Source organism: Mesorhizobium sp. NPDC059054 (genome assembly GCF_042739215.1).
Taxonomy (GTDB): Bacteria; Pseudomonadota; Alphaproteobacteria; order Rhizobiales; family Rhizobiaceae; genus Mesorhizobium.
Window position 1 is genome coordinate 534,512 of sequence record NZ_JBHYHV010000003.1, and the last position, 21,784, is coordinate 556,295.

Genomic DNA, 21,784 nt, shown 5'->3' on the forward strand with positions numbered 1-21,784 from the left:
CCGATGCAAACGTCGTTTGGCACCGGGCAGACGAACAGGGAAAATACGGATCTGGCCTTCACCGATCCGTTGACCGGCCTCGGCAACCACCGTCGTTTCTTCGACAAGGTGGAGCGCCTCATCGCGGACCGCTCGGACGACCCCGCTCCCTTTGCCGTCGGCATCCTCGATCTCGACGGCTTCAAACCCATCAACGACCTGTTCGGCCACAAGGCCGGCGACGACATCCTGATCCAGGTGGCGATGCGTCTGCGCGCCTCGATGGACAGCCATTCCACGGTCTGCCGCATCGGCGCCGATGAATTTGCCTTCCTCTATCCGATGGTGTTCAGCGAAGAGGCCGCCACCGAGCGGGCGCGCATGCTGATCGAGATCCTGTCGGCGCCCTACGATGTCGGCGAACGCACCGCCAGGCTCTCGGCCTCCACTGGTTGCTCGCTGTTCTATTCCGGCGAGGAGACGACCGACATCCTGCTCAACAAGGCGGAGACGGCGCTCTATCACGCCAAACGCTCCGGCCGCGGCAAGGTCGTCGTCTACACCCGCGAGATGGAAGAGGCTGCCAAGCGCGTCACCCGCATCGAACAGGCCCTGCGCCGTGCGGTGTCCGCCGGCGAAGTCGAGCCACATTTCCAGCCGATCGTCGATCTCGGCACGCGTCGCACCATTGGTTTCGAAGCCCTGGCGCGTTGGTCGGATCCGGATCTCGGCCCCGTCTCGCCTTCCGTTTTCATTCCGATTGCCGAAGAGCGCGGCATCATCGGTCCGCTCTCGCAGCTGGTGTTGCGCAAGGCCACCGAAGCGGCGCGCGGCTGGCCAGGCGATCTCTTCCTCTCTTTCAACCTGTCGCCGTCACAGCTCGTCGACCAGAACACCGGGCTGCACATCCTGTCGATCCTGGAGCGTACCGGTTTCGATCCACGCCGGCTTGAGATCGAGATCACCGAGACCGGCCTGATGAACGATCCAATCTCGGCCGAGAAGATCGTCGAGGACCTGCGCCGGGTCGGCATCCGCGTTTCGCTGGACGACTTCGGCACCGGCCAGTCGTCGCTCGGTCGCTTGCGCGAATTCAATTTCGACAAACTCAAGATCGATCGCGCCTTCGTATCGTCCATCCTGGAGGATCGCCCGTCCGAGCACATCATCCGCGCCATTCTTGCCATGTGCGAAGGGCTCGGCATGGATGTGGTCGCGGAAGGCATCGAACAGGAGGCGCAGGCCGACAGGCTCGTGCAGTTCGGCTGTGCCGGAGGCCAGGGCTATCTGTTCGGCAAGCCGGCCAATGCCGATGCCACGCTCGGCTATCTGCGGGATTCCTTTCGCGGCGCATTGCGTGCCAAGGCGATCTGAAATCTGAAACCTTGCCAGGTGCCGGTCCACGCAAAATGGCGGCTTCTCTTCTGGTTTTCCCATTTGTCTGACAAAATGATGCGATAAGCATTTTCACGCTTGCCCCGGCCAAGCCGCTGGCTAGGATGCGGCGCCGTCGGACCAGAGCGCCGCGCGTCCTTTCGAACGCGCAAAGGACGCTCTGACATTTTGAAGCTGCGCGTCGTGCTTTCCGAAATCGATCCCGATTTTCGGGCCGATGTGCAAGGGAGGAAACCACAATGATGCCATCGGCGCGGTTCGCCGATCTGGAAGGTGCGTCGGTGTTGATCACCGGCGGCGGCACGGGCATCGGCGCCAGATTGACGGAAGGCTTTGCCCGCCAGGGTGCAAAAGTAGCCTTTGTCGATATCGCTGAATCACAGAGCCAGACGCTATGCGATGAGATCGCAAGCCTGACTGGCCGGAAGCCGCTGTTCCTCAACGCCGATCTGCGCGACATAGAAGCCCTGCGGGCGGCGGTCACGACCGCCGAACAGGCGCATGGACCGGTCAGCATATTGGTCAACAACGCCGCCAACGACGTCCGCCATGCCGCCGAGACGGTGACCGTCGACGAATGGGACGACAATCTGTCGATCAACCTCCGGCCGCATTTCTTCACCGTCCAGGCGGTCGTGCCCGGAATGCAGAAATTGGGTCACGGCGCCATCGTCAATTTCACCTCGACGTCTTTCATGCTGAACATCGGCGACATGCCGGCCTATACGGCCGCGAAAGCCGGCATCATCGGCCTGACCAAGGGGCTTGCGGGCCGCTACGGCAAGGACGGCATCCGCGTGAACGCAATCGCGCCCGGCTGGGTCATCACCGAGCGTCAACGGCAACTTTGGGTCGCACCCGGCAAGCTCGAAGCCCATATCGCCCGCCAGGCCATCCCGCGCGAAATGCATCCGGATGACATGGTTGGGCCGTGCCTGTTCCTCGCCTCGGACGCCTCGGCCATGCTGACGGCGCAGACGCTGATCGTCGACGGAGGGCTGCTGTGAGCACGACACCTGCGATTGCCGCCATCGACTGGGGCACAACCCGGCTGCGTGCCTGGCTGCTTGCAGGCGACGGCAAGGTGCTGGCCGAGCGGCGTGGCGATGACGGCCTGATCACGGCGCGTGAAACCGGCTTTTCGACCGTGCTTGAGCGGCACCTCGCTGCCATGGGCGCTCCTGCAACCTTGCCGGTTGTCATCTGCGGTATGGCCGGCTCGCGCCAGGGCTGGATCGAGGCACCCTATGTCGATGTAGCGGCGCCCATCGACGCCATCCTGCGAGGCGCCATCCGCGTGCCCGATACAGCGCGTGACGTGCGTATCGTCCCTGGCCTGGCACAGCGGCTGGCGGATGCGCCGGATGTGATGCGTGGCGAGGAGACACAGTTGGCCGGCGCGGATCTTCCAGCCGAAGGACGGCATATCGTCTGCATGCCCGGCACGCATTCGAAGTGGGTCGTGGTGGAAGACGGTGCGGTGACCGGCTTCGGCACCTGGCCGACCGGTGAGCTGTTTTCGATACTGGCGACGCATTCGATCCTGCGCCATTCGCTGGGCGAGCATCCGGCCGCGGTCGCTGCCGGAAACGAGCAGTTCCGCCATTGGTGCCAGCAGGCGCTGGAAGATGGTGGTGACGTCTCGTCGCGGCTGTTTGCGATCCGCGCCGCAGGGCTGCTGCAGGATCTGAAGCCGGACAATGCCGCCGCGCGCCTGTCCGGACTGCTCATCGGCGGCGAGATCGCTTCGGCCCAGCGCCGCTACGGAACTGGCGGTGAATCGGTGGTGCTGGTGGGATCGGGGGCGCTCGGCGCACTTTATGCCGAGGCATTGGAACTGGCCGGACTTCAGGTTCGATCCGTCGATGCGGAAGCCGCCGTGCGCGCCGGTCTGTTTGCCGCTGCGCGAGAAAACGGCATGATTGCCGGCGAGAAAGGAACCACATGAGCCTCACCGCACCGTTTCCGAAACTGAAGCGCGGTCTCGTCGCGATCTTGCGCGGCCTGCATCCGAACGAAGCGGTGGCCGTTGCCGAGGCGATTTACCGGGCCGGCATCGAGGCCATCGAGGTGCCGCTGAACTCACCCGATCCGTTCGTGTCCATTGCGTCCATCGTGAAGGCATTGCCGGATGAAGCATTGGTTGGCGCCGGCACGGTGCTGACCGCCGAGGATGTCGACGCGTTGAAGCGCGCCGATGGACGACTTCTGGTCAGTCCGAACATCGATGCCGACGTCATGCGCCGCGCCGCGCATCACGGCATGGTCACCATGCCAGGGGTTTTCACGCCGACAGAGGCCTTCCAGGCGATCCGGCTCGGCGCCTCGGCGCTCAAGTTCTTTCCGGCCAGCGTGCTCGGTCCGGGCGGCATTGCCGCCATGCGCGCGGTCCTGCCGGCCAATACGCCGGTGGGAGCGGTGGGCGGCGTCTCCGAAAAGGACTTCGCCGGCTACAAGACGGCAGGCGTCAGTGTCTTCGGGCTGGGTTCCAGCCTGTTCAAGCCGGGCATGACGGTGGCCGACGTCGCCGCGCGTGCCGAAGCCGCTGTCGCCGTTTGGGATCAGGTTTTTGGAGAGCAGAAATGACTGGCATCGTCTCGGTCCTGTCCGACTACGTCTGCGAACTCGGCGAGGGCCCGAGCTACGATCAGGCGACCGGAACGCTCTACTGGTTCAACATCGTGCATGGCCAGTTGCTGGAGCGCGGTCGCAGTGGCGCCACCAAAGCCCACGACCTCGGCCAGATGGCGAGCGCCATCGCAACCATCGATGACAAGCGGCAGCTGGTCTTCATGGAAACCGGCCTGCATGTACGGGATGCCGCGACCGGCAAGCTCACGCTTCACACGCCGGTCGAGGCTGAGAACAAAGGCACCCGCTCCAATGATGCGCGCGTGCATCCGTGCGGCGCCTTCTGGCTCGGCACCATGAGCAAGACTCACGAGAAGAAAGCGGGCGCCATCTACTGGTTCTTCAAGGGTGAGCTGCGCAAACTCTATGACGGCATCACCGTGCCCAACTCCATTGCCTTCAGCGAAGATGGAACTGTCGCCTATTACGTCGACAGCGAGGAAAAGCTGCTGATGCGGGTCGACTGCGATCCGGCTACAGGCCTGCCGACGGGTGAACCCAAACTCTTCGGCGATCATCGGCAGAATGTCGGTTATGTCGATGGCTCAGTCGTCGATCGCGACGGCATCCTCTGGAATGCGTGCTGGGGTGCTTCGGCCGTCAACGCCTTTGCACCTGACGGCAAGCTGGTGCGCTCAATACCGATGCCTGTCACCCAGCCGTCCTGTCCGGCCTTTATCGGTGCGGATGCCGATCGGTTGGCCGTGACTTCGGCATGGGCAGACCAGGACGAAGCGCAGCGAGCCGCCGATCCCGACGCCGGCAAGACGTTCCTGATCGATTTCCCGGTCAGAGGTCGGTTTGAGCCACGTGTGCTGATCTGAGCGCCAGCTGATCGCATTCCGCTCTGGTCGCTGGCGTGGCCACGCAGGGTCGATTTCGTCGGAACCGAGCGACAGTCCGGCAGCGAGACTGGTGCCAATTTCACTGGTCCTCAGCCGCCATGCCGCAACCGCGTCTCTTCCTCGTCTACGAACCGGAAAAAGCTTGCCTCGACCGGCTGATGAGCCAAGGATATCCGACGGAGCGAGCGGCGGAGATTTCATCCTATCTCGCCCAATCGACCGATCTCGCGCCTGAATTTGCCGAGATCTGGCGCGAGGCGGCAAAGCGCGGCATCACCTTCACGCCCCTGGAATTGGACCAGGCAGCCGCCGCGATCACCAGCGCAGATCCTGCCACCTCGCTCGTCTGGACGCTGACGGATGGCATCGCCTATTTCCGCGGCGGGAGCGCCCCTGCCCTGGCCCGGCTCGCGAACTCAAGAACACTCGGCGCAGACGATTCCCTCTTTGCGCTCTGCCAGGACAAGTTCCGCTCCGGCGCGGTGCTTGCGGCTCTCGGTCTGCCGGTACCGCAAGCCGGCCTAGCTCGCGACGGCCGCTGGCTGGTCGAACCGCCGGCCTGCGAGAATGGCTGGTTCGTGAAACCGAACCGGCTCGGCGCCAAGATAGGCATCTGGCCGGATTCGCACTGTCGCGACCTCGACCATGCCCTGGAGTTGAGCCGCCGCGTCTTCTCGCATTACCGCGACGATGTCGTCGTGCAGCCCTATGTCGCCGGCCGCAATGTGCGGGCCAGCTTTCTCGATGTGACGGGACACGCCGATATGTCGTCGCTGGGGATTTTCCTGGTCGATTCCGGCGGCGATTTCCAGACCATGGCCGACAGTCTGGCGCTTTACGGCGATAGCGGCGCCGATGCCAGGGCAAGCGGTGCCTATGTCGAGCCTGCACTTGTACCGCTCGCCGCAACCCAACCATCGGCGGATGCCGAAATCCGCCGCATTGCCATGACGCTGATGAATGGCCTTGGCCTGCGCGACGTCTTTTCCATCGATCTGCGTGTCGATGCCGACGATACGGTTCATCTGATCGAATTCGAGGTCTGCCCCGGCTTGCCCTGTTTCGATTTCCGCGCCTATTGTCGCGCACACTGGTCGATGAGCTTAGCCGAGGCCATGGCCGAAACCGCTGCTCGCCGTCTGGTGGGCTGAAATCAAGACAATCCGACGCGATCGGATGGCTCTGCGCCGGCCGGCGCGGGCGAGGGAAGGAATCACGACATGAGCGAAGCCTATATTTGCGACTACGTTCGCACGCCGATCGGCCGGTTCGGCGGGGTGCTTGCCTCGGTGCGTGCGGACGATCTCGGCGCGGAGCCGATCAGGGCGCTGGTGGCCCGCAATGCCGGTGTCGACTGGGATGCGGTCGACGATGTCTATTATGGCTGCGCCAACCAGGCTGGGGAGGACAACCGCAACGTCGCCCGCATGGCGCTGCTTCTGGCCGGCCTGCCGGTCTCGGTGCCGGGCTCGACAGTCAACCGGCTGTGCGGTTCGGGCATGGATGCGGTGGCGATTGCCGCGCGTGCCATCAAGGCAGGTGAAGCCGAACTGATGATTGCCGGCGGCGTGGAATCGATGAGCCGCGCTCCCTTCGTCATGCCCAAGGCCGAGACCGCCTTTTCGCGCCATGCCGAAATCCACGACACCACCATCGGCTGGCGGTTCGTCAATCCGCTGATGAAGAAGCAGTACGGCATCGATTCCATGCCGGAGACGGGCGAGAACGTCGCCGAACAGTTCGCCGTCAGCCGGGCAGACCAGGACGCCTTTGCGGTGCGCAGCCAGGAGAAGGCGGTGGCCGCACAGGCCAATGGCCGGCTGGCCAAGGAGATCGTCCCCGTCACCATCCCGCAGAGGAAGGGCGATGCGATCGTCGTCTCCAAGGACGAACATCCGCGTGCCGGCACCACGGTGGAGACGCTGGCGAAGCTCGGAACGCCTTTCCGCAAGGAGGGCGGCACGGTGACGGCCGGCAATGCCTCGGGCGTCAATGATGGCGCGGCCGCGCTGATCGTGGCGTCGGAAGCCGCTGTCGCCAAATATGGGCTCACCCCGATCGCGCGCGTGCTGGGTGCTGCGACTGCCGGTGTCGAACCACGCATCATGGGCATTGGCCCGGTGCCGGCCACCAGGAAGCTCTGCGCCCGGCTCAACCTGACACCGCAGGACTTCGATGTCATCGAGCTCAACGAGGCCTTCGCCGCGCAAGGCATCGCCGTGCTGCGCGAGCTTGGCCTTGTCGAGGATGCTTCCCACATCAACCCGAACGGCGGCGCCATCGCGCTCGGTCATCCGCTCGGCATGTCAGGTGCCCGCATCACCGGCACGGCGGCGCTGGAACTGAAGGAACGCAACGCCCGCCTCGCACTCGCCACCATGTGCATCGGCGTCGGCCAAGGCATCGCCATCGCACTCGAAAGGGTGTGAGGAACGGCGTTTTAACTCAATCGGCTTTTGTCACACAAATGCTCGTTGCCGGGTCGAAAGGCGCCGGATATGGTTGTTCGAGGCTTCAACAAACGGAGCCTATCCGACGCAGCGACGTCGCGTCCCGAACGGGGAACATGGGGCGACGAAAACAGGGAAATCCATGATGATGCATAAGATCGCTCTCCGTTCGCGCACCTTTCTGACGGGTGCCGCGCTTGCCGCCCTGGTTTATGCCGGTTCGCCGGCGCTGGCCGATACGCCGCCCGATACGCTGGTCCAGGCCTGGGCGATCGATGACATCATCTCGCTTGATCCAGCCGAAGCGTTCGAGCTGTCGACCGGCGAAATCACCGGCAACACCTACGACATGCTGGTCCGCCTCGACGCCAACGACACCACCAAGGTGGTCGGCGGTATTGCTGAAAGCTGGACCGTCTCGGACGATGCGCTGACCTATTCCTTCAAATTGAAGCCCGACCTGAAATTCGCCTCCGGCAACCCGATCACCGCCGAAGACGTCGCCTGGTCATTCGAGCGCGCGGTCAAGCTCAACAAGAGCCCAGCCTTCATCATCCAGCAGTTCGGGCTCACGGGCGACAACGTCGCCGAAAAGGCCAAGGCGGCGGATGCGACCACCTTCGTGTTCACGGTCGACAAGGCCTATGCACCGAGCTTCGTGCTGAACTGCCTGACCGCTACTGTCGGCGCCATCGTCGACAGCAAGCTGGTCAAGGAACATGTGGCCGCTGCCACGCCAAGCGCCGATTACAAGTTCGACAATGATTTCGGCAATGCCTGGCTGAAGACCAATTATGCCGGTTCGGGTCCGTACAAGACGCGCGAATGGCGGGCGAATGAAGTCGTGGTGCTGGAACGCAACGACAACTACTATGGCACCAAGGGCAACATGACGCGCGTCATCTATCGCCACGTCAAGGAAAGTGCCGCGCAGCGGCTGCTCCTGGAAAAGGGCGATATCGACATCGCCCGCAACCTGCAGCCGGGCGACTACGAGGCCGTCGGCAAGAATGCCGACCTCGCCACCGTCGCTGCGCCGAAGAGCACGGTCTATTACGTCAGCCTCAACCAGAAGAACCCCAATCTGGCCAAGCCGGAGGTGCGGGAAGCCTTCAAATATCTGATCGACTATGATGCGTTGGGCGATACCTTGCTCAAGGGCATCGGCGTGGTGCACCAGAACTTCCTGCCCAAGGGCATTCTGGGCGCCGTCGATGACAAGCCCTACAAATTCGATGTCGCCAAGGCGAAGGAGCTGCTTGCCAAGGCGGGCCTGGCAGACGGGTTCTCCGTCACCATGGATACGCGCAGCGGCCAGCCGGAATCCGGTGTTGCCGAATCGATCCAGCAGACGGCAGCGCAGGCCGGCATCAAGATCGAACTCGTGCCGGAAGACTTCAAACAGCTTCTGACCCGTTATCGTGCCCGTCAACACGACATCGCCATTCTGCAATGGGGCGTCGACTATTGGGATCCGAATTCCAACTCGGAGACCTTCGCCACCAATCCCAACAACGCCGACGATTCCATGAACAAGACGTTGGCCTGGCGCAATGCCTGGGATGTTCCGGCGGAAATCCAGAAGGAATCAGCAGCGGCATTGCTCGAGCGCGATGCTGCCAAGCGCACCCAGATGTATCAGGGCATCCAGAAGAAGATCCGTGAACAGGGTCCGTTCAACTTCATCTGGCAACAGACCGAGGTTGCCGGCCTACGCAAGAACGTGCAGAGCTTCAAGCTCGGGCCAACCTTCGACACCAATTTTGTGGCGCCAGTAACCAAGTAAACAGTGACCAAGTAACGTACGTTGTCTGTCGCCCACACGACCAATGAGCCAGGGCGGAGGAGCAAAAAAGCCTCTGCCCTCGGGTTCGCGCTGCTGCGCTTTGTCTTCATCGCCGCGGTCACCTTCCTCGGGCTGATCGCGGTGACATTCTTCATCGGCCGCGTCATGCCGATCGACCCGGTGCTGGCGATCGTCGGCGACCGTGCGCCGGCCAGCGTGGTGGCGGCCGCACGTCAGCAGTACGGCTTCGACCTGCCCGTCTGGCAACAGTTCCTGCTTTACGTCCAGAAGGCGCTGCAAGGCGATTTCGGTACGTCCGTGCTGTCGACCTACCCGGTCATGCAGGATATCCGCCGCGTGTTCCCGGCGACGCTGGAACTGGCGACGGTCGGCACGCTGATCGGCCTGTTGTTCGGCATTCCGCTCGGCGTGCTGGCGGCGGTCAAGCGTGGCTCTTTCATCGACCAGGCGGTGCGCGTGATTGGCTTGATCGGCTATTCCATGCCGATTTTCTGGCTCGGGCTGCTGGGGCTTCTGGTCTTCTACGCCAGGCTCGGCTGGGTCGAAGGACCCGGGCGCATCGGCATCGCCTATGAATACACCTTCACGCCGGTCACCGGGCTCTATCTGCTCGACGCCATCATCCAGCGCGACTGGGGCGTATTCCGCGATGTCTTCTCGCACATCATCCTGCCGGCCTCGCTGCTGGGCTATATCTCTATGGCCTATATCAGCCGCATGACACGGTCCTTCATGCTGAACGAACTTGCCCAGGAATATGTCGTGGCCGCACGCGCGAAAGGCCTGTCGGAGGCACGCATCATCTGGGGCCATGCGCTGCGCAACGCGGCCGTGCCGCTGGTGACGGTGATCGCGTTGTCCTACGCCACCTTGCTCGAAGGCTCAGTGCTGACCGAGACCGTCTTCTCGTGGCCCGGCATCGGCCTTTATCTCACCAATTCGCTGCAGAATGCCGACATGAATGCGGTGCTCGGCGCCACGGTCGTCATCGGCGCGGTGTTCATTGCCCTGAACCTGTTGTCGGACCTGCTCTACCAACTTCTCGATCCGAGGACGCGGTCATGAGCGTAACCGACACCTCTGCGATGAGCTGGCGCGAATGGCTGCTTTCGGAGCGGCCACAATCGCGCTCTCAGGCGCGGCTCGGCCGTGCCTACATGACCTGGCGCCGTTTCACAGCCAACCAGCTGGCGGTGGTCGGCCTCTTCATCATCCTGGCGCTGGTGTTCGTCGCCATCTTCGCCGGCCTGCTGGCGCCCTATTCTCCAGTGGTCGGCGATCTGCGGGGTTCACGCCTGCTGCCACCCGATTGGGCGCATTGGATGGGAACCGACGACCAGGGCCGCGACATCCTTTCGCGCGTCATCTATGGCTCGCGGCTGACGCTCTATGTCATCGTGCTGGTTGCGTTGATCGCCGCACCCATCGGCCTCGTCGTCGGGACTGTCGCGGGCTATGCCGGCGGCTGGACCGATGCGGTGCTGATGCGCATCACCGACATCTTCCTCGCCTTCCCGAAGCTGATCCTGGCGCTGGCCTTCGTGGCGGCGCTCGGACCCGGCATCGAGAATGCCATCATCGCCATCGCCATCACCTCCTGGCCGCCTTATGCCCGCATCGCCCGCGCCGAAACGCTGATGGTGCGCAACTCCGATTACATCAAGGCAGTCGAGATCATGGGGGCATCGCCGGGGCGCATCATCCTGCGGCATATCATGCCGATGTGCATCTCGTCGCTGATCGTGCGTGTCACGCTCGATATGGCGGGCATCATCATCATCGCCGCCGGCCTCGGCTTCCTCGGTCTCGGCGCTCAACCACCCTTGCCGGAATGGGGCGCGATGATCGCGTCGGGCCGCCGTTTCATCCTCGATCAATGGTGGGTGGCGGCCATGCCCGGCATGGCGATCCTGATCGTCAGCCTCGGTTTCAACCTTCTGGGTGACGGCCTGCGCGATGCGCTCGATCCAAGGAGTTCGGGCCAATGAGCGTGGATAAAAATCTGCTTGAGGTAGAGAACCTCAAAGTCCGCTTTCCCACCCGCACCGGTGTCATCGAGGCAGTGAGGGGCGTGTCCTTCTCGCTCGGTCGCGAACGGCTCGGTATCGTCGGTGAATCCGGCTCCGGCAAGTCGCAGACCGGCCGCGCCATCATGGGCCTCACCGATCCCCGCGCCGAGGTGACGGCGGACAGGCTGGAGTTCGACGGTATCGATCTCCGGTCGCTGCCGGCGCGCGAGCGCCGCGCCCTGCGTGGCAAGCGTGTCGCCATGATCCTGCAGGATCCGAAATACTCCCTCGATCCCGTCATCAGCATCGGCCGCCAGATCGTCGAGACCTTGCGTACTCATGAGAGGGTCTCCAGGGCCGAAGCCCGCGAACGTGCCCTCGACATGCTGGCGGCAGTCCAGATCCGCGATCCGAAGCGTGTCTTCGATCTTTATCCGCATGAAGTGTCGGGCGGCATGGGCCAGCGCGCCATGATCGCCATGATGCTGGTTGCCGGCCCTGAGCTCCTGATCGCCGATGAGCCGACTTCAGCGCTCGACGTGACGGTGCAGCTCGATGTGCTCGCCATCCTCGACCGGCTGGTGGCGGAACGTGGCATGGGCCTGATCTTCATCTCGCACGATCTGAGGCTGGTCTCCTCCTTCTGCGACCGTGTCGTGGTCATGTATGCCGGCAAGGTGGTGGAACAGCTGCCGGCCTCGGAACTGGCCAACGCACAACATCCCTACACGCAAGGCCTGCTCGACTGCATGCCGAAGATCGGCGCCGACCGGCATCCGTTGCCGGTGCTGGCACGCAAGGCGGAGTGGGCGGCATGACGGCGGCACTTCTGGCAGACAGGGTCGAGGTCGTCTTCGACCAGTTCCGGGCCCTGAAGGGCGTCAGCGTCGCGGTGCAGCCCGGCGAATCCTTCGGCTTGGTCGGCGAATCCGGTTCGGGCAAATCGACGCTGCTGCGCGCCATTGCCGGGCTTGCCCCGGTCGCCTCGGGCAGCATCGCCGTCAACGGCAAGCCGCTCGGCCGCCATCGCGACAAGGCCTTCTACCGGCAGGTGCAGATGGTGTTCCAGGACCCCTATGGTTCGCTGCATCCACGCCAGACCGTGGACCGGTTGTTGCAGGAGCCGCTTGCCATCCATGGCATCGGCGATAGCGAGGTCCGCATCCGCCGCGCGCTGGAGGAAGTGGGGCTAGGCTCCGGCTTCCGCTTCCGCTATTCGCACCAGCTCTCAGGCGGCCAGCGCCAGCGTGTGGCGATCGCACGCGCGCTGATCCTGGAGCCTTCGATCCTGCTGCTCGACGAGCCGACCTCGGCGCTCGATGCCTCGGTGCAGGCGGAAGTGCTGAACTTGCTCGAGCAGGTGCGGCGTGACCGCAAGCTTACTTACCTCATGGTCAGCCACGATCTCGCCGTCATCAACCACATGTGCGAGCGCCTGATGGTCATGCAGAACGGCGAGGCGGTCGAACAGCTCGCCGCAGCCGACCTCGTCTCCCACAACGTCGCCCAGGACTACACAAAACGCCTGCTCAAGGCATCCGAGGGCTTCGTCAGGGCGGGGTGACGCCACTTCTCGCCGGCCGCCGGTTATCCGAACAGCCGGCTCGCCTCTTCGGGCGTGTAATACCCCATGACCACATCATGCCGGACGGCCTCGGTCGAGCGTTCGAGCGGGTTGCCGTAACCGCCACCGCCCGGCGTGCCGACACGCACCCGGTCGCCGGCCTTCAGCGGGATATCCTGCTCCTTGGAGAGATGGGCCGGGATATGCTCCTTGCCGTCACGGATCACCGTCACGGTGTTGACCGCACCGTCCTTGCCGCCGAGCACGCCTTGCGGACCGAAACGACCGTGATCCATGACGAAAGAGGCACGCGCTTCGCCCCGCAGCAGTTCGACTTCATAGGCGAGGCCAAGACCGCCGCGGTGCCTGCCGGCACCGCCGGAACCTTCACGCAACGCATAGTGCCGGTAGAGCACCGGAAAAGCCTGTTCCATGATCTCGACCGGCGGTGACTTCGAGATGCCGATGGTCGAGCAGCCATTGGACAGGCCGTCGTGCCAGGCATTGCCGCCATAACCGCCGCCGGAGATCTGGTACATTACATAGTCACGGCCACGCGCCGGATCATGGCCGCCGAGTGCGAAATTGCCGCTGGAGCCGGCAGGCGCCGCGGTGACCTTGCCCGGCAGTGCCTGCACCATGGCCGCGAACACCGCCTCGGCGATACGCTGCGACACCTCCGCCGCGCACCCCGAGACCGGGCGCGGATATCTGGCATCCAAAAAGGTCCCCTCAGGGCTTTTCACGACAAGCGGCTCGAAGGCACCGGCGCTGATCGGCACATCAGGGAAGATGTGGCGCATGGCGAGATAAACGGAAGACAGCGTTGTGGCCAGCACGCTGTTCATCGGCCCGGCGCAGGGCTTTGAAGAACCTGCGAAGTCGAAGGTCAGCGTCTCGTCCTTCTTCTCCACGGCGAGCGCTATGGTGAGCGGCTCGTCGATTACGCCGTCGGAATCGACAAAGGCCTTGGAGCGATAGATCCCGTCGGGAATGGCCGCGATGTTGGCGCGCATCTGTTCGGCGGCACGCTCACGCAATTCCCGGATCGCCGCCGAAACGGTCTGGTCGCCATAACGATCGAGGATTTCGCCGAGCCTGTCTTGTCCGACAAGAAGGGCCGCGGCCTGTGCCTTGATGTCGCCGATGCGCTGGTCGGCCACACGGATGTTGGAGCAGATGATGGCGTAGATCTCGGGATCGAGCGCGCCTTTCTTGAACAACTTCACCGGCGGCAGGCGCAGCCCTTCCTGCTCGACGGCGGTGGCCGACGCGGAGAAGCCGCCCGGCACGGCGCCGCCGATATCGGGCCAATGGCCGGTGTTGGATAGCCAGCAGAAGATGTTGCCATCGCGATAGACAGGCATGACGAAACGCACATCCATCAGATGCGTGCCGCCGAGATAGGGATCGTTGACGATGTAGATGTCACCCGGCTGCGGCGGCAGGCAGCGCCCTGCCGCGATCATCTCGATCACGGTCCTGGTCGAATGCTGCATGACGCCGACAAAGACGGGCAGGCCCTGCGAGCCTTGCGCGATCAGCGAACCGTCGACAGCGGAATAGATGCCATCGGAACGGTCGTTGGCCTCGGCGATGACCGGTGAAAAAGCGGCGCGCGAAAAGGTCAGATCCATCTCGTCGCACACCTGTTGCAACGCCGCCTGGATGACGGACAGCGTGATGGCATCGAGCTTGATGTGCGTCATCGGCTGCCAACCTCCACGATTAGGTTGCCGTCGGCATCGCTTTTAGCCTTGTCGCCCGGTTCGAGCACGGTGGTGGCGTCCATCTGCTCGATGATCGCAGGACCTTTGATCACGGCATCCAGCGGCAACCCGTCGCGTGCATAGATGGGGGTGTCATGCCAGGTGCCGTCGTACCAGACAGGGCGGATTTCCAGCCGCGCTTTCTTCAGCGTGGAAGCGCGGCCAGCCGGATCGATCAGCGTCGAAAGGTCGATCTGCGAGCGTACGCCGATGACTGACGTATTCAGGTTGACGAGATTGGCGCGGATTTCCGGCAACTCGACCTTGAAGCGTGCAAAATAGGCCTTCTCGAACAGGTCTTGCAGCGTGGCCCGGTCGACCTTGGACGACGGCAGCGGCACGTTGATCAGGTGGGTCTGGCCGACGAACTGCATGTCGGCGGAATGGCTGATACGGACAGCCTGCGGCTTCACCGCTTCCTTGGCGATCAGCGCCTCGCCCTCAGTGCGATGATGGTCGAGAACAGCATGAACCTGCTGCTCGTCCAGGGTGGCGACCGGTTGATTCAGCGTGTTGACGAAATCGTGCCTGAGGTCGGCGACCACGCAGCCCAGCGCATTGGTGATGCCCGGCCGCGCCGGCACCAGGACACGCGGCAGGCCGAGTTCGCGCGCCAGCGCGCTGGCATGCAGCGGGCCGGCGCCACCAAAAGCGAACAGGGTGAAATCACGCGGATCGTGACCGCGGCCGACCGAAACCATGCGGATCGCGCCCGCCATCTTCATATTGGCGAGCTTCAGCACGGCGCCGGCGGCCTCGACACCGGAGAGGTTCGTGAACAGCCCGATCCTGTCTTCGAACACCCGGGCAACGCTCTCCACCGTCACCGGATTGTCGACGGCCAGCAGCTTGTTCGGGGAAAGGCGGCCGAGCACCAGATTGGCGTCGGTGATGGTCGGGTCGGTGCCGCCGCGGCCGTAGCAGATCGGACCTGGACTCGCACCGGCGCTTTCCGGTCCGACGCGGATAAGGCCGGCGGCATCGACACGGGCGATCGACCCGCCACCCGCCCCGACGGTATGCACAGCCACCATCGGTACGTGGATCGGCATGGCGTATTCGAGTTCGATCTCGTTGGAGACCGCGGGTTCCGCATCGCGGATCAGCGCCACGTCGGTGGAGGTGCCACCCATGTCGTAGGTGACGAGATTGCGATGGCCGGAGCGACGACCGGTATAGGCAGCGGCAATGACGCCAGAGGCCGGACCCGACATCACCGTCTTGGCAGCCTCTCGCGCCACGAAACGCGCCGAGATCATACCACCATTGCCGTTCATGATCAGGAAGTCGCGTTCGTAGCCTTGAGCGGCCAACTCTTTGCGCAGGCGGGCGACATAACGCTCCAGGATCGGCTGCACGGCAGCATTGACGGAAGCCGTCACGCCGCGCTCGAACTCGCGCGCTTCCGACAAAAGCGTGTGGCCGGCGGTGATGTGGTCGTTCGGCCAAAGCTCCGCTGCGATCTCGGCTGCGCGGCGCTCATGCGTCGGATTGGCATAGGCGTGCAGGAAATGGACAACGAGGGATTCGCAGCCGGCTGCCAGCAGCGCTTGCACCGCTTGTCGTACGGCGCCCTCATCCAGCGGCACACGCACCGAGCCGGATGCTTCCATGCGCTCGGCGACTTCCAGCCGCAGATTGCGGGGTATGACCGGCACAAAGGTCCCGGTCATGCCATAAGCCTGCGGGCGCGTGCGGCGACCGAGTTCGATCACGTCGCGAAAACCCGCCGTGGTGATCATGCCGGTCCTGGCCAGCCTGCGTTCCAGCACCGCATTGGTCGTCGTCGTCGTGCCGTGAACGATGAGATCGATGGCGGAAGCGGAGAAGCCGGTTGCTCCGAGTGCCGAAACAACGCCGAAAGCCTGGTTGTCGAGAGTCGTCGGCGTCTTGGCGATGCGGACCTTGCCGCCGTTGCGGCCGTCGATGAGGATCAGGTCGGTGAAGGTACCACCGACATCGATGCCGGCCACGACGCTATCTGATCGCGCTGGGTCCGACTGCGCCGGAACTTTCTCATCCATTGCCAAAATCCGAAATGTCCCAACTGCGGATAGGGGCCAGTTTGGAAAGGCGTTCCGCGGCTCGATCTTGACGCTAAGTTCATTTGTATACTAATAGATTTCCGACACAAGAGCCTGCCCCCAGCAGAATGCCGAGGCATATCGGGACCCGCCAAACGGGCGCGCAGGACAGCTTAAGCATCAGGAAAAGGTTGGTTCTATGAGCACCGCTTCCGCCCCCAGCACGGACGCCGCCAAGCCGCTGGAATTTCCGATTCCGGCGAATGTCTATGCCGAGAAGGTCGTTTCGGTGAAACACTACACCGACCGTCTTTTCGCCTTCCGCATCACCCGGCCGCAGTCGCTGCGCTTCCGCTCCGGCGAATTCGTGATGATCGGCCTGCCGAATGCGGAGAAGCCGGTGTTCCGCGCCTATTCGGTGGCAAGCCCCGCCTGGGACGAAGAGCTGGAGTTCTTCTCGATCAAGGTACCGGACGGCCCGCTGACCCAGCACCTGCAGAAGATCCAGCCCGGCGACACCATCCTGATGCGCCAGAAGTCGACCGGAACGTTGGTGCTGGACGCGCTGACGCCGGGCAAGCGCCTGTTCATGATCTCGACCGGCACCGGCATCGCGCCTTTCGCCAGCCTGCTGCGCGATCCCGATACCTACGAGAAGTTCGAACACGTCTACCTGACCCACACCTGCCGCGATGTCGCCGAACTCTCCTACGGTCAGGAACTGGTGACTTCTCTGGCCGACGATCCGCTGATCGGCGAGTTCACCAATGGCCGTGTCACGCTCTACAATTCGACGACACGTGAAACATCGGACCGCATGGGCCGCATCACAGCACTGGTGGGTTCGGGCAAATTCTACACGGATCTCGGCATCGAGCCGCTGAACCCGGAAACCGACCGCATCATGATCTGCGGTTCGATGCACATGCTGAAGGACGTCAAGGAGATGGCCGAGAACCTCGGCTTCGTCGAGGGTTCGCTGAGTGCTCCGGCAAGCTTCGTGGTGGAGCGCGCCTTCGTCGGCTGATTTCCAGAGTCCAGCAACATGAAAATGGCGCCTGATGGCGCCATTTTCTATTTTACCGTCTTTGTTCTATTTCACAGTCTTGCCGTCCGCATCGAAGCGGTAGGTCTTGCCCGTATCCGGCGTCGCGTAAAGCGTCGAGCCGGGCTCGGCATCGTAGACGCCAAAGATGCGCACGGTGATCAGGCCTGCCTTCTCGCAGTCGAGATAGACGTTGGTGTCGGCGCCGAGATGTTCAGTGTGGACCACCGTGCCCTTCCAGGTGCCTGCCTTCTTGTCGACCGTCAGATGTTCGGGGCGCACGCCGACAGTCTTGACGCTCTCGCCCAGTCTGGCGCCGTCGATGAAATTCATCTTCGGCGAGCCGATAAAGCCGGCAACGAATTCATTGGCCGGCGAATGGTAGAGTTCCATCGGCGCGCCGATCTGCTCGATACGGCCAGCGTTCAGCACCACGATCTTGTCGGCCAAGGTCATCGCCTCGACCTGGTCGTGGGTGACATAGATCATGGTCGCCTTGAGGCGGCGGTGCAGCTGGGCGATCTCCAGGCGCGTGTTGACGCGCAGAGCCGCATCGAGATTCGACAGCGGCTCGTCGAACAGGAACAGCTTCGGCTCGCGCACCACGGCACGGCCGATGGCGACACGCTGGCGCTGACCACCGGACAGTTCCGCCGGGCGGCGCTTGAGATAGGGCTCCAGCGACAGCATGGTGGAAGCGGCGGTGATGCGCTTGTCGATCTCAGCGGCCGGCTCACCGGCCTGCTTCAGGCCGAGCGCCATGTTGTCGCGCACGCTGAGGTGCGGATAGAGCGCATAGGTCTGGAACACCATGGCGATGCCGCGCTTGGCCGGTGGCGTTGCGGTGACTTCCTGGCTATCGATCAGCACCCGGCCGGAGGTTGCATCCTCCAGGCCAGCGATGACGCGCAGCAGGGTCGACTTGCCGCAACCTGACGGGCCGACGAAGACGACGAATTCGCCATCCTTGACGTCGAGGTCGATGCCTTTCAGCACATCCACCGGACCGAAGGATTTCTTGACATTCTCGATCTTCAGAGAGCCCACGGCTTTTCCTCGCTCGATTGTTAGAGTTTGACGGGCTTGCCGGTGCGCACGCTTTCGTCGGCCGCGAGGCAGACGGCAAGCGAACGCACGGCGTCGTCCATATGACGGGTGAGGTCGATGTTCTCGCGAATGGCCTTCAGAACGAAGGCCTGTTCGAAGTCGCAGAGCTCCTGGTGGCCCGGTTCGCCTTCCATGGAAAGCAGTTCGTCGGGTTTCAGGAACTTGCCGTCCGGGCCGGTCGCGGCCTGGTGCAGGCGGATGGTCGAAGTCTTGGTGTGCGTGTCGATGTCGTCCGACTTCACGCCCTCGGCCATGACGATCGACACGCAACCGTTCGGCGACATCACATCCTTCACGAAGAAGGCCGTCTCCGAGATCATCGGACCCCAGCCGGCCTCGTACCAGCCTACCGAACCGTCCTCGAACAGCACCTGCAGGTGGCCGTAATTGTACATGGAGGGCGCGACCTCATCGGACAGGCGCACGCCCATGCCGCGCACCTCGATCGGCGCGGAATCGGTGATCTGCAGCATCACGTCGAGATAGTGCACGCCGCAGTCGACGATCGGCGATGTCGTCTGCATGAGTTGCTTGTGTGTCTGCCAGGTATGGCCCGACGACTGCTGGTTGAGGTTCATGCGGAAGACATAGGGGCCACCGAGCTTGCGGGCTTCGGCGATCAGCCGCATCCAGGACGGGTGGTGACGCAGGATATAGCCGATCACCACCTTCTTGCCGTTGGCCTTGGCTGCATCGACGACGCGCCGAGCGTCAGCAACCGTCGTGGCCAGCGGCTTTTCCACGAAAACGTGACAGCCGGCCTCGAACGCCTTCACCGCATAGTCGGCGTGGCTGTCGGAATAGGTGGCGATGCAGGCCAGCTCCGGCTTCTCGTCGCGCAGTGCGTCTTCGAAGGAACGGCGGATCTCATGGCCGGCCAGGCCACCCGGCAGCGGCACGTCCGAGCGGTTGACCAGGGCAGCGATCTCGAAACCCGGGTTGTTGTAATAAGCCAGCGCATGGCTGCGGCCCATATTGCCAAGGCCGGCAACGACAACGCGTATGGGATTGGTCGAAGTCACTTTACAGTCCTGCCTCTTGTTTGCTTGCTTTCAAGGACGCTCACTTCACCGCGCCCGAGGTGATGCCGCGAATAAGCTGGCGCGAGAAGATCAGGTAGAGGACCAACACCGGCAGGATCGCCAGAGACAGAGCCGCCAGGATCGCGTTCCAGTTGGTGACGAACTGGCCAAGGAATATCTGGGCACCGAGCGTCACGGTCTTGGTCGCTTCCGATGGCGCCAGGATCAGCGGGAACCACAGATCGTTCCAGATCGGGATCATGGTGAAGACCGCGACGGTGGCCATGGCCGGGCGGACCAGCGGCAGCACCAGCCGGAAGAAGATGGTGTATTCCGAGAGTCCGTCGATGCGTCCGGCATTCTTGAGGTCGTCCGACACGCCCTTCATGAATTCCGACAGGATGAAGATGGCGAGCGGCAAGCCTTGCGCGGTGTAGACCAAAATGAGTGCGGTCAAGGTGTTGACCAGCCCTGAAGCCACCATCAGCTGCAGAATGGCAACCGTGCCGAGGCGGATCGGGATCATGATGCCGAGCGCCAGGTAGAGCCCCATCAGCGTGTTGCCGCGGAAGCGGTATTCAGACAGCGCGAAGGCTGCCATGGCGCCGAACAGCAGCACGAAGAATAGAGATACGACGGTGACGATCAGACTGTTCTGGAAATAAAGGAAGAAGTCGCCCTGGCCGAACACGGTGGTGTAGCCGACCAGGTCGAAGGTCTTGGGCACCGGCGGCATCAGCGGCTGCTGGAAGATCGCCTGGCGTGACTTGAACGAATTGATGACGACGACGAAGACCGGGAACAGCGCGATGATGGTGTAGGTCAGCAGGATCGCGTGTGCGCCGATGGTCCGCGGCAGGGAGGAGGTGGCCTTGCTCATCGTTACACCTCAGAACTGGTAGCGGCGCAGGCGCCGCTGCACGAGGAAAAGATAGAAGCAGACACCGATCAGGATGATCAGGAACATCATGGTGGCGATGGTGGCGCCCATATGGGGGTCACCAACCTGCAACTGGAAGCCGAAGAAGGCGCGGTAGAGGAAAGTGCCGAGAATGTCGGTCGAATAGTTCGGTCCAGCCAGCGCGCCCTGCGCGGTATAGATCAGGTCGAAGGCGTTGAAGTTGCCGACAAAGGTCAGGATCGAGATGATGCCGATGGCAGGCAGGATCAGCGGCAGCTTGATCTTCCAGAATTGCGACCAGCCGGTGATGCCGTCGCATTCGGCGGCCTCGATCACCTCATCGGGAATGGACAGCAGCGCCGCGTAGATCAGCATCATCGGAATGCCGACGAACTGCCAGACCGAAATCAGGCTGAGCGCGGTCAGCGCATATTCTTCCTTGCCGAGCCACGGCGTGAAAAAACTCTTCAGGCCGACCAGCCCCATCAGGTTGGGAGCCACGCCCCAGATCGGCGACAGGATCAGCTTCCAGGCGAATCCGACGATGACGAAGGACAAAATAGTCGGGATGAAGATCGCCGTGCGGTAGAAAGCGGTGAAACGCAGTTTCGGGCTGGACAGAAGTGCCGCAAGCGCGACGCCGATCGGGTTCTGCACCACCATGTGGATGATGAAGAACCAAACGTTGTTCTTTAGTGCATTCCAGAAATTGAACGACCAGTTGGGATCGGTGAACAGGATGCGGAAATTGTCGAAACCGACAAAGGTCTGCACCTGCTCGACGGAACGGAACAGCGAAAGCTGCAGCGTGCCGAACAACGGCAGGATCATGATCGCCGTATAGACGAGCACCGCCGGCGCCAGGAAGACGCCGATGTGCCAACGGAACGGTCTTTTCGATGCTGCAGCCATGAGCTCGGTCCTTGCCGCCTCGGGAAATCCTGTCAAATTGTCGGAATGCCGCCCCTCGCCTGTCCACCGCAACTTCCTCCGATCTTCGAGGAAGTGGTGAACTTGAAGCCGGCGCCCCTTCTCCAGTCTTCAAAGAGCAATTCCAGGAAAAGTGCGTAGCGGTTTTCCGTCCGGAATTGCGTAAAAACAAAGAGCTAGAGCGTTTCCGCGTTTCCGTGAAAGACGGAAACGCTCTAAGGAAGAGCGTAAGGGCGAGGAACCGCGCCGACAATCGGAATTTAGTTCGGGACAGGCCGGGCCGCGGCTAGAGCGGCCCGGTCGTAT

General features: G+C 62.9%; 19 protein-coding genes. 13 read left to right on the forward strand and 6 right to left on the reverse strand.

The genetic code is table 11. The features are described 5' to 3' along the window. Nucleotides 1–3 precede the first annotated feature (3 nt). From ACFWXH_RS15960 to ACFWXH_RS16015, 12 genes are all read left to right on the forward strand, one after another. Nucleotides 4–1,353, forward strand: a complete 1,350-nt coding sequence (locus ACFWXH_RS15960) for a putative bifunctional diguanylate cyclase/phosphodiesterase (protein ID WP_379121796.1) — start codon at nucleotides 4–6, stop codon at nucleotides 1,351–1,353. Between the two features lie 260 nt (nucleotides 1,354–1,613). After that, nucleotides 1,614–2,381 (forward strand): SDR family NAD(P)-dependent oxidoreductase, encoded by a 768-nt coding sequence (locus ACFWXH_RS15965; protein ID WP_379121798.1) that lies wholly within the window; start codon nucleotides 1,614–1,616, stop codon nucleotides 2,379–2,381. Further along, the gene (locus tag ACFWXH_RS15970) at nucleotides 2,378–3,322 is read left to right on the forward strand and encodes a 2-dehydro-3-deoxygalactonokinase (RefSeq protein ID WP_379121800.1); all 945 of its coding nucleotides are present in this window, start codon (nucleotides 2,378–2,380) and stop codon (nucleotides 3,320–3,322) included. The genes ACFWXH_RS15965 and ACFWXH_RS15970 overlap by 4 nt, the downstream gene beginning before the upstream one ends. Continuing rightward, nucleotides 3,319–3,960, forward strand: coding sequence for a 2-dehydro-3-deoxy-6-phosphogalactonate aldolase (locus ACFWXH_RS15975; protein WP_379121802.1), 642 nt, complete (start codon nucleotides 3,319–3,321; stop codon nucleotides 3,958–3,960). Before ACFWXH_RS15970 ends, ACFWXH_RS15975 begins: the two co-directional genes overlap by 4 nt. Further along, nucleotides 3,957–4,829 (forward strand): SMP-30/gluconolactonase/LRE family protein, encoded by an 873-nt coding sequence (locus ACFWXH_RS15980; RefSeq protein ID WP_379121804.1) that lies wholly within the window; start codon nucleotides 3,957–3,959, stop codon nucleotides 4,827–4,829. Before ACFWXH_RS15975 ends, ACFWXH_RS15980 begins: the two co-directional genes overlap by 4 nt. Before the next feature lie 119 nt (nucleotides 4,830–4,948). Beyond that, nucleotides 4,949–6,001, forward strand: a complete 1,053-nt coding sequence (locus ACFWXH_RS15985) for a D-alanine:D-lactate ligase-like protein (protein ID WP_379121806.1) — start codon at nucleotides 4,949–4,951, stop codon at nucleotides 5,999–6,001. 69 nt (nucleotides 6,002–6,070) lie between these two features. After that, complete coding sequence (gene pcaF, locus ACFWXH_RS15990) at nucleotides 6,071–7,279, forward strand: 3-oxoadipyl-CoA thiolase (protein WP_379121808.1); 1,209 nt, start codon at nucleotides 6,071–6,073, stop codon at nucleotides 7,277–7,279. Between the two features lie 163 nt (nucleotides 7,280–7,442). Next, nucleotides 7,443–9,086, forward strand: coding sequence for an ABC transporter substrate-binding protein (locus ACFWXH_RS15995; RefSeq protein ID WP_379121810.1), 1,644 nt, complete (start codon nucleotides 7,443–7,445; stop codon nucleotides 9,084–9,086). Between the two features lie 90 nt (nucleotides 9,087–9,176). Beyond that, complete coding sequence (locus ACFWXH_RS16000; RefSeq protein ID WP_244483429.1) at nucleotides 9,177–10,172, forward strand: ABC transporter permease; 996 nt, start codon at nucleotides 9,177–9,179, stop codon at nucleotides 10,170–10,172. Further along, nucleotides 10,169–11,095 (forward strand): nickel transporter permease, encoded by a 927-nt coding sequence (gene nikC / locus ACFWXH_RS16005; RefSeq protein WP_054311751.1) that lies wholly within the window; start codon nucleotides 10,169–10,171, stop codon nucleotides 11,093–11,095. Before ACFWXH_RS16000 ends, nikC begins: the two co-directional genes overlap by 4 nt. Further along, complete coding sequence (locus tag ACFWXH_RS16010; RefSeq protein WP_379121812.1) at nucleotides 11,092–11,934, forward strand: ABC transporter ATP-binding protein; 843 nt, start codon at nucleotides 11,092–11,094, stop codon at nucleotides 11,932–11,934. The genes nikC and ACFWXH_RS16010 overlap by 4 nt, the downstream gene beginning before the upstream one ends. Next, a complete protein-coding gene (locus ACFWXH_RS16015) occupies nucleotides 11,931–12,680 on the forward strand; it encodes an ABC transporter ATP-binding protein (RefSeq protein ID WP_379121814.1) in 750 nt (249 codons plus the stop codon). Before ACFWXH_RS16010 ends, ACFWXH_RS16015 begins: the two co-directional genes overlap by 4 nt. A 23-nt stretch (nucleotides 12,681–12,703) precedes the next feature. Here ACFWXH_RS16015 and ACFWXH_RS16020 read toward each other — a convergent pair whose 3' ends face one another. Continuing rightward, the gene (locus ACFWXH_RS16020) at nucleotides 12,704–14,389 is read right to left on the reverse strand and encodes a hydantoinase B/oxoprolinase family protein (RefSeq protein WP_379121816.1); all 1,686 of its coding nucleotides are present in this window, start codon (nucleotides 14,387–14,389) and stop codon (nucleotides 12,704–12,706) included. Continuing rightward, nucleotides 14,386–16,473 (reverse strand): hydantoinase/oxoprolinase family protein, encoded by a 2,088-nt coding sequence (locus ACFWXH_RS16025; protein ID WP_379121818.1) that lies wholly within the window; start codon nucleotides 16,471–16,473, stop codon nucleotides 14,386–14,388. The genes ACFWXH_RS16020 and ACFWXH_RS16025 overlap by 4 nt, the downstream gene beginning before the upstream one ends. A 199-nt stretch (nucleotides 16,474–16,672) precedes the next feature. Between ACFWXH_RS16025 and ACFWXH_RS16030 the strand changes: the two genes are divergently transcribed. Further along, nucleotides 16,673–17,500, forward strand: a complete 828-nt coding sequence (locus ACFWXH_RS16030; protein ID WP_379121820.1) for a ferredoxin--NADP reductase — start codon at nucleotides 16,673–16,675, stop codon at nucleotides 17,498–17,500. Between the two features lie 66 nt (nucleotides 17,501–17,566). Here ACFWXH_RS16030 and ACFWXH_RS16035 read toward each other — a convergent pair whose 3' ends face one another. The 4 genes from ACFWXH_RS16035 to ACFWXH_RS16050 form a co-directional block, all read right to left on the reverse strand. After that, nucleotides 17,567–18,565 carry an ABC transporter ATP-binding protein gene (locus tag ACFWXH_RS16035; protein WP_379121822.1) on the reverse strand — a complete coding sequence of 333 codons (999 nt, stop codon included), beginning with the start codon at nucleotides 18,563–18,565 and terminating at the stop codon, nucleotides 17,567–17,569. Nucleotides 18,566–18,585: 20 nt separating this feature from the next. After that, nucleotides 18,586–19,599, reverse strand: coding sequence for a Gfo/Idh/MocA family protein (locus ACFWXH_RS16040; protein ID WP_379122236.1), 1,014 nt, complete (start codon nucleotides 19,597–19,599; stop codon nucleotides 18,586–18,588). Between the two features lie 88 nt (nucleotides 19,600–19,687). Further along, a complete protein-coding gene (locus ACFWXH_RS16045) occupies nucleotides 19,688–20,527 on the reverse strand; it encodes a carbohydrate ABC transporter permease (protein ID WP_379121824.1) in 840 nt (279 codons plus the stop codon). A gap of 9 nt (nucleotides 20,528–20,536) precedes the next feature. Continuing rightward, a complete protein-coding gene (locus ACFWXH_RS16050; RefSeq protein WP_379121826.1) occupies nucleotides 20,537–21,460 on the reverse strand; it encodes a carbohydrate ABC transporter permease in 924 nt (307 codons plus the stop codon). Nucleotides 21,461–21,784: the final 324 nt, after the last annotated feature.

Coding starts and splice junctions, on each gene's coding strand:
- ACFWXH_RS16050 (WP_379121826.1), bottom strand. CDS start 21,460: ATGGCTGCAGCATCGAAAAGACCGTTCCGTTGGCACATCGGCGTCTTC.
- ACFWXH_RS16030 (WP_379121820.1), top strand. CDS start 16,673: ATGAGCACCGCTTCCGCCCCCAGCACGGACGCCGCCAAGCCGCTGGAA.
- ACFWXH_RS16025 (WP_379121818.1), bottom strand. CDS start 16,473: ATGGATGAGAAAGTTCCGGCGCAGTCGGACCCAGCGCGATCAGATAGC.
- pcaF (WP_379121808.1), top strand. CDS start 6,071: ATGAGCGAAGCCTATATTTGCGACTACGTTCGCACGCCGATCGGCCGG.
- nikC (WP_054311751.1), top strand. CDS start 10,169: ATGAGCGTAACCGACACCTCTGCGATGAGCTGGCGCGAATGGCTGCTT.
- ACFWXH_RS15975 (WP_379121802.1), top strand. CDS start 3,319: ATGAGCCTCACCGCACCGTTTCCGAAACTGAAGCGCGGTCTCGTCGCG.
- ACFWXH_RS15965 (WP_379121798.1), top strand. CDS start 1,614: ATGATGCCATCGGCGCGGTTCGCCGATCTGGAAGGTGCGTCGGTGTTG.
- ACFWXH_RS16045 (WP_379121824.1), bottom strand. CDS start 20,527: ATGAGCAAGGCCACCTCCTCCCTGCCGCGGACCATCGGCGCACACGCG.
- ACFWXH_RS15985 (WP_379121806.1), top strand. CDS start 4,949: ATGCCGCAACCGCGTCTCTTCCTCGTCTACGAACCGGAAAAAGCTTGC.
- ACFWXH_RS15980 (WP_379121804.1), top strand. CDS start 3,957: ATGACTGGCATCGTCTCGGTCCTGTCCGACTACGTCTGCGAACTCGGC.
- ACFWXH_RS15995 (WP_379121810.1), top strand. CDS start 7,443: ATGATGATGCATAAGATCGCTCTCCGTTCGCGCACCTTTCTGACGGGT.
- ACFWXH_RS16010 (WP_379121812.1), top strand. CDS start 11,092: ATGAGCGTGGATAAAAATCTGCTTGAGGTAGAGAACCTCAAAGTCCGC.
- ACFWXH_RS16015 (WP_379121814.1), top strand. CDS start 11,931: ATGACGGCGGCACTTCTGGCAGACAGGGTCGAGGTCGTCTTCGACCAG.
- ACFWXH_RS16040 (WP_379122236.1), bottom strand. CDS start 19,599: ATGGGCCGCAGCCATGCGCTGGCTTATTACAACAACCCGGGTTTCGAG.
- ACFWXH_RS15960 (WP_379121796.1), top strand. CDS start 4: ATGCAAACGTCGTTTGGCACCGGGCAGACGAACAGGGAAAATACGGAT.
- ACFWXH_RS16020 (WP_379121816.1), bottom strand. CDS start 14,389: ATGACGCACATCAAGCTCGATGCCATCACGCTGTCCGTCATCCAGGCG.